The sequence below is a fragment of the Deltaproteobacteria bacterium genome (assembly GCA_029860075.1).
GTDB lineage: Bacteria > Desulfobacterota > JADFVX01 > JADFVX01 > JADFVX01 > JAOUBX01.
Window position 1 is genome coordinate 123,496 of record JAOUBX010000003.1, and the last position, 14,962, is coordinate 138,457.

The 14,962-nt window shown below is 43.1% G+C and carries 14 protein-coding genes; 2 read left to right on the forward strand and 12 right to left on the reverse strand.

Going from position 1 to position 14,962, the window contains the following annotated elements; translation table 11 throughout:
• Nucleotides 1-2: 2 nt before the first annotated feature.
• Nucleotides 3-3,479, reverse strand: a complete 3,477-nt coding sequence (gene dnaE / locus OEV42_01780; protein ID MDH3972985.1) for a DNA polymerase III subunit alpha — start codon at nt 3,477-3,479, stop codon at nt 3-5.
• A 121-nt stretch (nt 3,480-3,600) separates the two neighbouring features.
• Between dnaE and trmL the strand changes: the two genes are divergently transcribed.
• Nucleotides 3,601-4,068: a tRNA (uridine(34)/cytosine(34)/5-carboxymethylaminomethyluridine(34)-2'-O)-methyltransferase TrmL gene (gene trmL, locus OEV42_01785; GenBank protein MDH3972986.1), complete on the forward strand. Its 468-nt coding sequence runs from the start codon at nt 3,601-3,603 to the stop codon at nt 4,066-4,068.
• Here trmL and OEV42_01790 read toward each other — a convergent pair.
• The 10 genes from OEV42_01790 to pheA form a co-directional block, all read right to left on the reverse strand.
• Nucleotides 4,046-4,327: an integration host factor subunit beta gene (locus OEV42_01790; GenBank protein ID MDH3972987.1), complete on the reverse strand. Its 282-nt coding sequence runs from the start codon at nt 4,325-4,327 to the stop codon at nt 4,046-4,048. The two genes, trmL and OEV42_01790, sit on opposite strands and share 23 nt — an antisense overlap.
• A gap of 32 nt (nt 4,328-4,359) precedes the next feature.
• The gene (gene sppA / locus OEV42_01795) at nt 4,360-5,133 is read right to left on the reverse strand and encodes a signal peptide peptidase SppA (GenBank protein ID MDH3972988.1); all 774 of its coding nucleotides are present in this window, start codon (nt 5,131-5,133) and stop codon (nt 4,360-4,362) included.
• 107 nt (nt 5,134-5,240) lie between these two features.
• Complete coding sequence (locus tag OEV42_01800) at nt 5,241-6,968, reverse strand: 30S ribosomal protein S1 (protein MDH3972989.1); 1,728 nt, start codon at nt 6,966-6,968, stop codon at nt 5,241-5,243.
• 69 nt (nt 6,969-7,037) lie between these two features.
• Complete coding sequence (gene ispH / locus OEV42_01805) at nt 7,038-7,880, reverse strand: 4-hydroxy-3-methylbut-2-enyl diphosphate reductase (GenBank protein MDH3972990.1); 843 nt, start codon at nt 7,878-7,880, stop codon at nt 7,038-7,040.
• Nucleotides 7,881-7,898: 18 nt separating this feature from the next.
• A complete protein-coding gene (gene cmk / locus OEV42_01810) occupies nt 7,899-8,570 on the reverse strand; it encodes a (d)CMP kinase (GenBank protein ID MDH3972991.1) in 672 nt (223 codons plus the stop codon).
• The gene (aroA, locus tag OEV42_01815) at nt 8,570-9,874 is read right to left on the reverse strand and encodes a 3-phosphoshikimate 1-carboxyvinyltransferase (protein ID MDH3972992.1); all 1,305 of its coding nucleotides are present in this window, start codon (nt 9,872-9,874) and stop codon (nt 8,570-8,572) included. The genes cmk and aroA overlap by 1 nt, the downstream gene beginning before the upstream one ends.
• On the reverse strand, nt 9,871-10,734 hold the full coding sequence (locus OEV42_01820; GenBank protein MDH3972993.1) for a prephenate dehydrogenase/arogenate dehydrogenase family protein: 864 nt from the start codon (nt 10,732-10,734) through the stop codon (nt 9,871-9,873). The genes aroA and OEV42_01820 overlap by 4 nt, the downstream gene beginning before the upstream one ends.
• 34 nt (nt 10,735-10,768) lie before the next feature.
• A complete protein-coding gene (aroF, locus tag OEV42_01825) occupies nt 10,769-11,782 on the reverse strand; it encodes a 3-deoxy-7-phosphoheptulonate synthase (protein MDH3972994.1) in 1,014 nt (337 codons plus the stop codon).
• Between the two features lie 164 nt (nt 11,783-11,946).
• Entirely contained in the window at nt 11,947-13,041 is a 1,095-nt protein-coding gene (hisC, locus tag OEV42_01830) for a histidinol-phosphate transaminase (GenBank protein MDH3972995.1), read from the reverse strand.
• A complete protein-coding gene (gene pheA, locus OEV42_01835) occupies nt 13,041-14,120 on the reverse strand; it encodes a prephenate dehydratase (protein ID MDH3972996.1) in 1,080 nt (359 codons plus the stop codon). Before pheA ends, hisC begins: the two co-directional genes overlap by 1 nt.
• A 158-nt stretch (nt 14,121-14,278) precedes the next feature.
• On the opposite strand from pheA, the gene OEV42_01840 reads away from it, so the two are divergent.
• Nucleotides 14,279-14,500 carry a (2Fe-2S)-binding protein gene (locus tag OEV42_01840; protein MDH3972997.1) on the forward strand — a complete coding sequence of 74 codons (222 nt, stop codon included), beginning with the start codon at nt 14,279-14,281 and terminating at the stop codon, nt 14,498-14,500.
• Between the two features lie 200 nt (nt 14,501-14,700).
• Here the strand turns inward: OEV42_01840 and OEV42_01845 are convergent.
• On the reverse strand, nt 14,701-14,962 hold a 262-nt coding region (locus OEV42_01845), incomplete at its 5' end, for a hypothetical protein (protein ID MDH3972998.1).

Genomic DNA, 14,962 nt, shown 5'->3' on the forward strand with positions numbered 1-14,962 from the left:
CATTATTGAAAAGTAACTACCTTATATCCGAAAAGTTTCTCCACATCTCTTAACATTTCATCACTGGGGCTGATCCCGTGCCCTTCAGACAATGAAATAACGGTCTCACTCCTGTTAGGAATGACGACATGAATGAAGGGTGTGCAAGTACCTTTATGCATAGCTATAATTTCTTTAAGCTGATGAATTTGTTCTTTTTCAAGTCCCGGGGTAGTTAACCTGAAATGAACGCTTTTTGTCTTTGTTTCTCTCACTTCCTTCAGGGGCGTCACCTCGGAAGCAATCAATTTCACACTATCTTCACCAACATCTGTTCTCCCTTTAAAGAGCAAGGGTTCTTCACTTTTTAGATGATAGGAAGATTCTTTAAATGTTTCCGGAAAGACAACAGCCTCTATGGTTCCTTTCATATCCTCAAGAGTTACAAAAGCCATTTTATCCCCTTTTTTAGTCACCATTTCCTTAATAGCAGCAACAATACCGCAAATACTGACTTCCGTACCATCAGATACATCACAGATATTTACCGTATCGGCGGTGGCATAGCGTTCCATATCTGCACTACAACTCGCTAAAGGATGCCCCGTTATGTAAAAGCCGAGACTTTCTTTCTCAAAAGTAAGCAATTCATTTTCAGGCCATTCTTCCAGGTCAGGCAGGGCAGTATGGGTGTGCGTCTCGCGCTCCTGGGCCTGAAAAGCACCAAACATATTTGACTGACCACTCAGCCTGTCTTTCTGTAAAACTTGTGCACCCTCCATGGCCTCTTCCAGAACATTGATCATTTGCGACCTTTTTGCGCCTGTCTTATCAAATGCTCCACACTTGACAAGGCTTTCAATAACCCGCTTATTGACCTTTCTAAGATCAACATTTTCACAAAATTCAAAAATGGAATCAAATTTACCATTTTTTTCCCTTGCCTCGATAATTGCATCGATAGCTGCCGACCCTACATTTTTTACACCCCCCAATCCAAATCGGATGGCTTCTCCCACGACAGAGAAGAATTTCATACTGCTGTTTATTTCAGGAGGAAGCACCTCTATTCCCATATCCCTGCATTCATTGATATTTTTCAGCACTTTATCCGTATTTTCCATATCTTCGGTAAGGAGCGCAGCCATAAACTCGACAGGATAATGAGCCTTCAAATAGGCGGTTCGATATGATACAAGGGCATAAGCGGCACTGTGCGACTTATTAAAACCATATTCGGCAAATTTGGCCATAAGATCAAAGACCTTCTCCGCCTTATTAATATTAACCTTATTAGCCTTGGCTCCTTCAAGGAATTTTTCCTTCTGCTTGGCCATTTCCTCGGCCTTCTTTTTACCCATTGCTCTACGAAGAATATCGGCGTCACCAAGTGTAAAACCTGCCAAAACAGAAGCGATCTTCATGACCTGCTCCTGATATACGATTACGCCGTATGTATCCTTAAGAATCGGTTCCAGTTGCGGCAGATCATAGATAATATCCGTTTTTCCATGTTTCCTTTTTATAAAATCATCAACCATGCCGCTGCCGAGAGGACCGGGCCTGTAGAGAGCCACAAGAGCAATGATGTCTTCAAAAGTGCTCGGTTTCATCTTGACAAGCAGTTCCTTCATACCGGAACTTTCAAGCTGGAAAACACCTGTCGTCCCACCCAATGTGAGAAGCTCATAAGTTTTCAAATCATCCATGGGCAGGTCATCAATATCAAAGTCAGGGTTCTTGCCGGACCGGATAAGATTTACAGCACCTTCAATAACAGTAAGCGTCTTTAGTCCAAGAAAATCAAATTTAATCAACCCGATTTTTTCAACATCATTCATTGTAAACTGGGTCGTAATACTGCCACCTTTTTGATCTTTATAAAGGGGAAGGTATTCTACGAGAGGAAGATTTGAAATAACGACGCCAGCTGCATGGGTTGAGGCATGTCTCGTCAAGCCCTCCAATACCCTTGCCGTATCGAGAAGGTTTTTATAGAGGGGATTTTCATCCATCGCTTCCTGGAGCTTCGGCTCCTGGCGGATGGCCTCATCGAGTTTAATATTTAAGGCATTAGGTACAAGTTTGGCCAATTTATCTACTTCACCATAAGGTACAGCCATTGCCCTGCCCACATCTCTGATGACAGCCTTTGCCTGCATAGTACCGAAGGTTATGATCTGAGCTACATTTTCTTTTCCATACTTGTCGCTTACATACCTGATAACTTCATCCCTGCCGTTAATGCAAAAATCGATATCAATATCAGGCATGGAGACCCTTTCAGGGTTAAGAAACCTTTCAAATAGAAGGTCATAGGGGATGGGGTCAATGTCTGTTATTTTAAGGGCATAGGCCACGAGAGATCCGGCGGCTGAGCCTCTCCCCGGTCCAACGGGGATGTCTCTATCTTTGGCATAGCGTATAAAATCGGAAACAATGAGAAAGTAACCGGGGAAGCCCATGCTGTTAATAATCTCTAATTCTTCTTCCAGCCTCTCCCTGTAGACACTCTCCATCTGACTGTGTCTTTCAGCATCTTTTTCTTTCATCCTGTCAAGAATAGCATCAAGTCCCCGCCGGGATTCATCACAGAGGTAGTCCTTGAGTTCCATCTTTTGGGGAGCTTCAAAGCGGGGAAAGTGGTATTCACCGAATTTCATTTCCAGGTTACACCGTTCCGCAATTTCTATGCTTGATTTAATCGCATCCGGAGCGTATGAAAAGGCAGACTTCATCTCTTCGGCCGACTTTAAATAAAAATCATCGCCCGTAAATTTCATCCTCTGTTCATCTTTAATGGTCTTGCCCGTTTGTATACAGAGCAGAAGTTCATGCGCTCTGGCATCTTCCCTGTTGAGATAGTGACAGTCATTGGTTGCAACGACGGGAAGCCCTATTTCTTTCGATATTTCTAGAATGCCCGCATTCACTCTTTTCTGGTCGGAAATGGAATTTTCCTGCAACTCAAGGTAGAAACGGTCCTTATCAAAAATTGATGAATACTCTTTTGCCATTTCTATCGCTTCTTCCTGCCGTCCTCTGTTTATTAAGTGAGGGATCTGGCCATGGAGACAGGCGCTTAATGCAATAAGCCCTTCATTATGCGCCTTAAGAATTTCCAGATCTATTCGTGGCCTGTAATAAAAACCTTCCAGATGACCTGCTGAAACAAGCTTACAGAGGTTAGTATAACCTTTCTGGTTTTTTACCAGTAAAATGAGATGATAAGAAGAGTCGGAAGCCCCTCTGGCGCCGCTCTTATCAAACCTGCTTTTGGGGGCAATGTAAACTTCACAACCGATTATCGGTTTAATGCCATATTTTTGCGCTTTCTGATAGAAATCGACGGCACCATAGAGATTGCCATGGTCAGTCATGGCAATTGCAGGCATTTTATACTTTCTTGCCTTTTCAAAAAGGGGATCGAGCCTTATTGCGCCGTCAAGTAAACTGAACTGGGTATGAAGATGAAGGTGTACAAAATCACTGTGGTGCATTCTTTCTCACCATGTTATAATTGTTTTTTTGACATTTAACAGGAACAAACAGCTGCTTTTTTTATGATTTAAATCAACAAAGAATCATATCATAGAGGCCAGCCATTTTAAAGGAATTTCATTGAATATAGTGCTTGTAGAACCGCAGATTCCTCAAAATACAGGAAACATTGCGAGGTTATGTGCAGCAACGGGAACCCCCTTGCATCTGGTGGGAAAGCTCGGATTCAGAACTGATGACAAGTCTCTCAGGCGCGCGGGCCTGGACTACTGGAAATTACTCGATATTTCTTATCATAACAATTTTGAGGATTTTGAGAAGAAACCTCTCCATGGCAATTACTATTTCTTATCGACAAAAGGGGGGAAAAACTATAGTGAAATTTCTTACAGAAAAGGTGATTATCTGATTTTCGGTTCAGAGACTAAAGGATTACCTTCAAACATAATGGAAAGGTTTAAAGGTAGTACGATGAGAATCCCCATGATCAGGGAAGCAAGAAGCCTGAATCTTTCATCTTCGGTAAGTATCGTACTTTACGAAGCGCTCAGACAAAATGCCTTTATTAATTATCAGCCCTGTCTTTAAGTTCTTTTCCGGGCTTAAAAAAAACCGCCTTCTTTTCAGGCACTCTCACTTTTTCGCCGGTCTTTGGATTTCTTCCAATTCTTTCTCTCCTGGAAATAACTTTAAAACTGCCGAGGCCCCTGATTTCAATTTTATCTCCATTATTTAATGCATTAGACATATCCTGAAAGAGAATATTAACGATTAATTCGGCGTCTTTTTTACTTAGCGTGTCGGCAAGTCTCCCGGACAATTTATCAATCAACTGACTCTTTGTCATATCATACCTCCTCTTAATGTTATATATGACATTTATAATGGGGCTAAATACATTAACTGCGGCATCATGAGTTGTTCATATATTTTACTGGTGGAAGAACTGCCCAGGATATACTCGATCAATCCTTTTTTCTTCTCAGAATACACAACTTTCGGCTCACCTTCAATACCAGCCATTTCCGCCACTTCATCGATTGAATCCTGGAGTGTGCCTAACTGATCAACCAATCCGTAATCAAGCGCCTGCTCACCGGAAAAAATCCTCCCGTCAGCAACCTTAATAACATCGGCTTCATCCATTCCACGTCCCTCAACAATAGCCGACACAAATTGTCTGTGCACATTGCCTATAACACTTTGAAGCAGTCCCTTTTCTTCAGTCGTCATTTCTCTCACAGGAGAGCCGATGTCCTTGAATTTACCACTTTTTACCACGTAATTTTTAACACCTACCTTCTCAAAAAGCCCTTCAACATTTGAAAAGTCCATAATTACGCCAATACTGCCTGTTAAGGTGCCGGGGTTAGAAATAATTTTTTCTGTCGCACTGGCTATATAGTAGCCACCTGAGGCAGCAATTGATGAAAGCGAAGCAACTACCTTTTTTTCTTTTCTCAGCTTAATGAGTTCACTGTAGATCTCCTGGGACGGCGCAACACCACCGCCGGGAGAGTTGATACGAATAATGACACCTTTAACTCTATCATTTTTTCTCGCTTTGCTGATCTGGTCGACAACTTCCTTTGATTGGACAATGACCCCTTCAATTTCAATAATTTCGACCCTTTCGCCAAGCGCCAGTGACACAGTGCCTTCACTGGTGACGGATCTAAAAAGATAGATCAGAAAAAAACAAAAAAGAATCAGAAAGAAAACAAAGAAGGCAATTAAAGGATGCTTTTTAAGAATATTCCTCAATCCTCTTCTTTACCATCCCCTTTAAGTTTATCTTTCAGGAGGTCACCAAAAGTGGCATTTTGATCACCCTGGTTTTTTACATATTCTTTAATAGTCTTCTTTTCCTGGCTCATTTCATAAGCCTTGATGGAAAGAGCAATGCGCCTCTCCTGTTTGTTAACACGCACCACTTCGGCATGAACTTCATCACCAATATTGAAAATTTCCTTAGGGTTTCCATCACCTTTGCTCCCAAAGTCACTCTGGCGGATGAGACCTTCAACACCTTCGGCGATTTCCAGAAAGATGCCGAAATCCGTAATACTCGTCACCTTACCTGATACAACGGTGCCTTTCTTGAAATTTTTTCTGGCACTGTCCCATGGATTTTCCTCAAGCTGTTTCACACCGAGAGAAAATTTCTCATTTTCCCTGTCAATTGCAAGAACTACCGCTTCAACATCATCGCCTTCTTTAAAAAGCTCGGAGGGGTCTTTAACCTTTTTGGTCCAGGACAGGTCCGACACGTGAACCATTCCATCAATTCCTTCTTCAAAACCTATAAAGATACCGAAATCGGTCACACTCTTTACCGTGCCCGACACTTTGCTGCCGACAGGGTAATTTGATTCTATAATATCCCAGGGATTGGGCTCAATCTGCTTGAGACCCAGAGAAACTCTCCTGCTCTCCGTATCAATATCGAGGACAACGACTTCAACTTCATCTCCCACCTTAACGATCTGTGAGGGATGTTTGATCTTTTTAGTCCATGACATTTCAGAAACGTGTACCAATCCTTCAAAGCCATCTTCAAGCTGTACAAAAGCGCCATAATCCATCAAGCTGACGACCTTGCCGTTCACCTTGCTGCCAATGGGGTACTTTTCAACAGCAGCCGTCCAGGGATCGGGCATGGTCTGCTTAAGTCCCAGTGTAAGCCTGACCTTTTCCCTGTCAAACTTTAAAACCTTAACATCAACTTCATCACCTACATTTAAAACTTCAGAAGGATGATTGACCCTGCCCCAGGAAATGTCGGTAATATGAAGCAAGCCATCAATTCCACCAACATCGAGAAATGCGCCGTAATTTGTAATATTTTTCACAATACCTTTTACGCTGACACCCTCTTCAATATTTTCAAGCGCTTCCTTTTTCTTGCCTTCTCTCTCTTCTTCGAGAATAACTCTTCTTGAAACGACGATATTGTTTTTTCCCCTGTCTACGCTGAGCACTCTAAAATCAAAAACCTTTCCCACGAGACTGGCCATGTCCCTAACAGGCCTCAAATCTACCTGGGATCCCGGCAAAAAAGCTTTAACACCTTTTATATCGACAAAGTAGCCGCCTTTTATGACATCTGTAATTCTACCCCTGATAGTAGCGCCACTTTTGCTTGCTTCCTCAACATCAATCCATATCTTCATGGCAAGGGCCCGTTGTCTTGAAAGAACCGGCTTGCCTTCCTTATCTTCACGTTTTACAATAAAGACCTGAACTTCATCACCAGGTTTTACTTCCACGTTGCCGTCTTCATCGAGAAATTCGGAAACTTCAATGGTTCCTTCCGACTTATAGCCAATATCAACAACAACATAATCCTGATTAAGGTCTACAATGGTACCTTTAACAACTTCTCCTTCCTTAAGCCCTTTCAGGCTTTCTTCAAAGAGGTCTGCAAAGCTGTCCTCTCCAGACTGCTCTTTTTCTTTTTCATCGGTACCGTTAAATTCGTTATACATTAGAAATTGCTCTCCCAAATTTTTTGTAATCCTCTTTATAACACAGATATTTATATATTACAATTCTTTTTAAAGGCATAATTCTTCTACCTTTTTTCTCACCTCTTCTATTGCCTCCGATGGTGTCGATGCTCCCGCAGTTATTCCGATCATATCAAAATTCCTCACCCATTCTTCCCTGATTTCCAGGGCAGACTCTATATGATGTGTGTTAGGCTGTATTTCAAGGCAAAGCGACGTTAACCTTTTAGTATTTGCACTGTTGTAACCACCGATAACAATCATACAATCGACTTTTTTAGCGAGGTCAACAGATTCCTCCTGCCTCACCTCCGTTGCATCACATATGGTATTGCAAACGTTGATATCTTCCGCCTTTTCCATACAGACATCAACTATTTTATTAAAATTTTCAAGTGATTGTGTTGTCTGTGCAACAATACCGAGTTTTTTTTGTTTTGAGATCTTTTTTACCTCATCAACCGTTCCGGCAACAATGACCTCCCCCCTGACGTAACTGACAATCCCCCGAACTTCAGGATGTTTCCCATCGCCTACTATTAATACAGTATAGCCTTCATTTGAAAGTTTTTCCGCCATTTTTTGAGCTTTTTTGACAAAAGGACAGGTTGCATCAAGAACATTAAGATCCCTGTTCCTCACCTTTTCCATTACATCGGAAGAAACGCCGTGCGACCGGATAATTACCGTTCCCCCGTTGATATCATCGAGCTCTTTCTTTGCCTTTACCCCTTCTTTTTCAAGATTATTAACAACCTGAGGATTATGAATAATAGGACCCAATGTATAAAGGTCTTCCTTATATGCTTTGGATGCATCAAAAGCAATTTTAGTGGCCCTTTCTACACCAAAGCAAAAACCTGCATTTTGAGTAACAATAATTTTTGTCAATGTTAACCTCTGTAACTACTATATTTTACTATTAATAATATGTTCAATCTTTTCTACAACTTCATCCGGTGAAAGGCCCGTTGTATCGATGCAGATAGCATCATCCGCTTTTTTTAGCGGCGCCTGGGCCCTCTCACTATCTGCCTTGTCTCTTCTTGCAAGATCAGCCAGCGTTTCCTCTTCACTGACCTTATTGTCGTGCTTTTCCTTAAGTTCAAGATATCGTCTCTTCCCTCTCACTTCCAGATCGGCATCGATAAAAAATTTAAAATGGGCATCAGGAAAAACAACGGTACCGATATCCCTTCCATCCATTATAATACCATATTCCGCTGCCATTTCTCTTTGCAGAGTTACCATGGCATCTCTTACGGAAGGAACAGCCGATACAATGGAAGTAAGCATGGAAACTTCCGGCTCTCTGATGAGAGTCGTTACGTCCCTCCCGTCGAGAAAGGTATGATTAAGACCCTCAATTCTTTTAAACCTGATTTGGGCATTTCTTGCCAACACACCCAGGGATTCTTCATCTTCAGGACTAATCAAGGACTCTTTCGACTTCAATGCAATGGCCCTGTACATAGCTCCGGTATCGATATATACGAGCCCCAGCTTTTCTGCCAGCATCTTACTGACGGTGCTTTTACCGGCGCCTGAAGGACCATCTACGGCAATGATCAGCTTTAACATTAGCACCTTAAGCCCCCCCCCCTTAAAAACTCAAGTAGATCAAAAAAGCCAGGAAAGGAGACGTTAACACAATCGCTGCCGTTTATCAGGGTTTCACCGGTCGCTATAAGGCCTGCCACAGCCATAGACATGGCAATTCTATGGTCACCGTGACCGGCAACAGAAGCACCCATTACCTGTTCTGAACCATCAATAACAAAACCGTCTTCCAGTTCTTCAATAGAAATACCGAGTTTTTTAAGTTCCAACGTCATGGCAGAGATGCGGTCACACTCTTTTACCCTCAATTCCTTCGCATCGGTCACTTTTGTCCGGCCTTCGGCAAAAGCGGCGGCAACGGCAAGAAGGGGAATTTCGTCAATTGCCCTTGGAATCACATCACCACCCACCTCTACAGCTTTAAGTTTACTGGAAGAAACTATAATATCGGCCACCGGCTCCCCGGCAACGTCTCTTTCCTTTTCATACTTAATGTCCCCACCCATTTCTCTAAGAATATCCACAATTCCTGTTCTTGTCGGATTGATGCCCACGTTTTTTAGTTCAATTTGCGAACCTTCAATAATCAGGGCAGCGACAATAAAAAAAGCGGCGGAAGAAATATCACCGGGAACAGTCACGTCAGCAGAACCTAGTTCAACGCCTCCTTCAATCTCAAATCCATTATTATCAAGCACGGCACACCTTGCTCCCATGGCATGAAGCATTCTTTCCGTATGATCTCTCGACAAGGACGGTTCATAAACCCTTGTTATTCCCCGGGCTCTAAGTCCAGCCAGTATGATTGACGATTTAACCTGGGCGCTTGCAATGGGTGAATGATAGTCAATTCCCTTAAGAGCGGCGCCGTTAATAGCGAGAGGGAGCTTTTCTCCCCCTTCCCTTCCCCAAATGCGCGCGCCCATTTGTGAAAGGGGATCAACGACCCTTTTCATGGGTCTTTTACGCAGATAGTTGTCTCCCGTAATAACGGTAAAAAAATCCTGGCCGGCAAAGAGCCCCGTCAGAAGCCTCGTCGTTGTTCCCGAATTTCCCGCATCGATCACATCCCGGGGCTCCTTAAGACCATTTAAGCCCACACCCTGAACAACAATCTCTTCCTTTGAATAATCAATCTCCACACCTGCGCTTCTCATGGCATTTAAAGTGCTGATGCAATCTTCACCTTCCAGAAAGTTGGTTATTCTCGACTTTCCCCGCCCAATAGCCGAGAGCATGAGGGCTCTGTGAGAAATCGATTTATCACCGGGAACAGCAATAGTCCCCTTAAGAGCCTTTGCGCTCTTTATTAAGCTATCCGTCATATAGAGTCCCTGGCCCTCTTGGAACACTCAAAATTCTCCATCAAGCCCTGATGATCATCACCATTTATCATGGCTTTAATGCTTTCAAGTTCCGTCATATAAGCATCGATCAGTTCGAGAAGGGCCCCTTTGTTCATAAAACAAATATCCCGCCACATTTCGGGACTGCTCGATGCAATACGGGTAAAATCACGAAATCCACCGGCAGAGTATTTTAGAATGCTTTCATCAAAATCCTTAACACCATCTACTGTATTGACAAGCGCATAGGCAACAATATGGGGAAGGTGACTGATAGCGGCAAGAATTTTATCATGGGACTCAACATCCATAACAGCAACCCTGGCGCCTGTCAGTTCCCACATTTTTTTGACGGTCTCAAGGGCGCTTTCATCAGAAAACAGAGAGGGCGTAAGAATACAACGGCTGCCTCTGTAAAGCTCTGCAAAAGCAGCGTCAGCGCCTGACTTTTCCGTGCCGGCAATGGGATGCCCCCCAATAAAAGAAAGACGACTATCAAGTATCATATCTACATCTCTTACAATATCCCCCTTAACACTTCCTACATCGGTAATAATGGCCCCATCCTTCATATATTGCTGACCTCTCTGTACAACACTGGCAATAGAGCCGACAGGTATGGCAACGACAATAACATCGGCATCTGCCAGGCCTTCCTTGAGAGATTGCGTATAGTTATCGATAATTCCGAGTTCCTTTGCCTTTTGCAGATTCTCAAGTCCCCTCCCGATACCGATGACTTCCCCCACTTCACCTTTTTCCTTAAGAATCATTGCGAGTGAACCACCCATTAGTCCTACGCCTATGACGGCAAGTTTGTTAATTAATGGTTTTTCCATATTTCACTCTCTTCTCTCCTTAAATAATGCAATCTTAAAAATCCCTGTCCACAGCTTCTGCAATACGTGATAACCCTTTCATTAAGCGGTCAAACTTCTTCGGTTTCAGCGATTGCCCCCCGTCACAGAGGGCCTCTTCCGGATTGGCATGGGCTTCTATCATCAGTCCATCCGTTCCTGCGGCAATGGCGGCCCTCGCCATGGGTGCAACGAGGTCCCACCTGCCGACGGCATGGCTGGGATCAACAACAATCGGAAGATGACTGAGTTCCCTCAAAACAGGGATGGCGCTGAGATCAAGGGTATTTCTCGTCGCCGTTTCATAGGTCCTGATACCTCTTTCGCAGAGTATGATATTCCTGTTGCCCTGTGAAGCGATATATTCAGCGGACATAAGAAACTCCTTAATGGTTCCGCTAAGGGCTCTTTTGAGAAGTACCGGTTTTTTAGTAGCACCAACCTCCTTTAAAAGCCTGAAGTTCTGCATGTTTCGAGCACCTATCTGGATAATATCGGCATAGTCAATTAGAAGATCCATATCTCTGGGATCCATAATCTCCGTAATAACAGGAAGGCCCGTTTCATCACCGGCATGGCGAAGATATTTGAGTCCCTCTTCACCGAGACCCTGGAAATCATAAGGTGACGTTCTCGGTTTAAAAGCGCCTCCCCTCAAAATTGTCGCTCCCGATTTTTTTACCTCTTTTGCAATCTCAACAAGAATGGTCCGGTTTTCAATTGAACAGGGCCCTGCAATGACCTGAATCTTTTTTCCACCGATTTTTACGCCTTTAACGTCAATAACACTGTTTTCCGGCTGAAACTCCCTGCTTACCAGTTTATAGGGCTTCATTATAGGCATTACCTTTTCTACACCTGGAAATGCCTCTAAGGGTGTTGTTACAAGGGCCGATTCATCGCCTATGGCTCCTATAATTCTCCTTTCCGTCCCCTCGGAAAGATGAACGGAAAGACCGGAATCCTTCACTTTTTTAACAATATGATCGACCTGCTCTTTCGTAGCATCGGGCCTTAAAACGATAATCACTTAAAATGACCTCCCATTTTTATACCTGAATTCTGCAAGCGGGCCGGGGACAGAGGCCGGCAAAGCAGGTGCAGCTAGCTGCATTGAGCATGAAAATCGTAAAGTCAACACAGCCTATGTACCTGAATTGACAGGCGAATCCCGGATTACTTGCAGAATTCAGGTTATATACAATCCCTAAAACCTGTTATAAATTTTTTATTTTCTTCCATGAGACCTACCGTTACCCGTATATGGCTTTCAAGACCGTAACCGCTCATGGATCTGACGATAACGCCTTTCTTAAGGAGTCTTTCACAAAAGACATCGCTATCTTTACCCGTATCTATAAGAAGAAAGTTTGCGTAACTCTCTACATAAGAAACGCCCATATTATGGAGCATTGAAGTAAGATAAGCCATCCCCTCCCCGTTTACCTGGAGACTTCTTTTCAGGTGCTCTTCATCATCAACAGCGGCCTGCGCTGCGGCAAGTGCAATGGAATTAACGTTAAAGGGCTGGCGAACTCTTTCAAGAATGGATATAATTTCCCTGGAAGCAACCCCGTATCCGATTCTAAGCCCCGCAAGACCAAAAGCCTTTGAAAATGTCCGCAGCACTATTACGTTTTGCCTCTCTTTAACATATCCCAGTGATTCCCCATAATCAGGGAAAGTCTCTGCATATTCACAGTAGGCCTCATCCATGACGATTAAAATATTTTCCGGTACGGAATTAATGAATGATTCCAGTTCATTCCTGTCGACAATAGTTCCCGTCGGATTATTGGGATTGGCGATAAAAACAACCCTCGTTTTTTCAGTCACTTTTGCCGCCATCCCTTTCAAATCATGCACATAGCCTGTAAGTGGAACAGGAACAGGCTGCGCTCCCGTGGCCCTGGTAATTGACTGATAAACAATAAATGCAGGATCCCCCATAATAGCTTCATCACCTTTTCTAATAAAAGCCCTGCAAATGAGTTCAATGATTTCGTTGGAACCATTACCGAGAATAATGTTTTCAGAATTTACATCATGTTTTTCTGATAGCCTTTTCTTCAGGTAATAACCGCCACCATCGGGATAGATATGAATACTCTTTAATACCTTTTTAGCGGCTTCAAGCGCTTTAGGTGAAGGGCCTAAGGGGCATTCGTTTGAGGCGAGTTTAACAGAACCGCTTATTCCATATTCTCTCTCTACTTCATCAACAGGTTTGCCCGGAGGATAAGGAACAAGGTCCTTTATGTATTGCGGAACATGGGAAAGAAGGTGCATCAGGGCATCCTCATTTTAGGGTAAGATCCCAACACCTTAAGCTGGCGGCACTTTGATTTTAACTCGGAAAGGGATTTATCAACCTCTTCTTCCTCAATATGACCATCCATATCGAGGAAGAATATGTATTCCCAGGCCTTTTTCTTTAAAGGCCTCGACTCAATTTTAGTGAGGTTTACACCATAACGTGAAAAGGGCTCGAGCATCTTGTAAAGAATTCCCGGTTCGTCTTTAACAGAAAGAAGAATGGATGTTTTATCAAATCCGCTTCTTTTTGATTCCACATTGCCGATCACCAGAAAACGTGTCACATTATTAAGGTTATCTTCTATTCTTGCTTCGACAACTCTCAGATCGTAAACGTTTGCCGCATTTTTGCTGGCTATCGCCGCAATGGAAGGATCTTCAACAGCCATTTCGGCTGCAAGGGCAGTACTGGCCACATCGAGAACAGGAATAGACGGCGCATTACCGGCGAGCCACTTCCTGCATTGAGCAATAGGCTGGGGATGAGAATAGATCTTCTTGATGTCTTCAATCTTGCCTGATTGATTAATAAGACAGTGAGATACAGGGAGAAAAATTTCACCACATATTTTGGAATTAAACTCGGTAAACCTGTCGAGCGTATGCGTGACCATCCCTTCATTGGAATTTTCAACGGGAATGACACCGAAGTCTACCCTCCCCTTCTCTACTTCATCAAAAACATCGCTGATATTTTTCTGGGAAATAAACTTTGCCGAACTGCCGAAGTACAGGAGGCAGGCAGAATGTGTAAAGGTTGCGCTGGGACCGAGATATCCCACCTTAAGCGGTTCTTCAAGAGACAGGGAAGCAGACATGATCTCCCTGTAAATAATCTTTAAAGCCTGGTTTGGAAAGGGGCCTTTATTGGATTCGAGAATTTTTTCGATAACCTCCCTTTCCCTGCTGGGCACGTAAAACTCCTTCCCCTGGGCCTTTTTTATCCTGCCCACTTCCTGAGCCTGCCCGGCCCTTTCATTGAGAAGTTCTACTATGTCAACATCAATCTCATCTATCCTGTCTCTTAATTTCTTGAGGTCACTATCGGACAAAGATCTTCCTCCATGATTTATCGAATTTTGTGTAAGTGACTAATTGTATGAGAATAAAAGGAAATTGTAAACCATTTTGTTCTCTTCAGCTTTTCTTTATACTATTGTAAAATCGATCTTTTTTGAACCCTTTTAATGAAAATATTATCGATAGAAGCATGGAAAATATAGATGATAAAAATCAGCAGATAATTGAAAACTTCAAGGTCATATGTCTTTGCAAAAGTATTAAAAAGGGGACCATTATAAAGGCTGTCCAGTCAGGATGCACAACTCTCGAAATGGTAAATGCCAAACTCGGCAGCGGAAGTGGTGATTGTCAGGGAGAAAGATGCCAGGACAAGATCAGGGAGATTGTTGAAAAGATAGTCGGCAAATAATACAGACTAAGTAAGACAGTCTGAATATAAAAAAAGCCTCCCCTTATATTGCAAAGGGGAGGCGGAGAGTTGATCAAGAGTATACCTTTCTGCAGCTCATTTAAATCCAATTAATATTGGAAGAAACATCCAGATACCTTACCTGCACTGATATTTCCAGCAGGTTCTTTTCATCAGTGATAATACTTATTTCTTCCATATTATTGGTCAATCATTTTACCCTGAATTGTCGCTATATCTCCAAACATGGCCAGAGTCGCCTCAATCTGGGCCATACGAAGCTTCATCATTTCCATCTCACCAAGTCTTTCTTCCATAGCAACATTTTTAGCCTTAAGTGAAGCGTTCTCCGCCTTCAGTGCCTTGATCGCTTCGACAATTGCAGGCATGAGGCGTGCGTAATCGACGGCCTTGTACCCGTCTTTCCCTGTATATACCAGTTCAGGATAAACTGCTTCCACT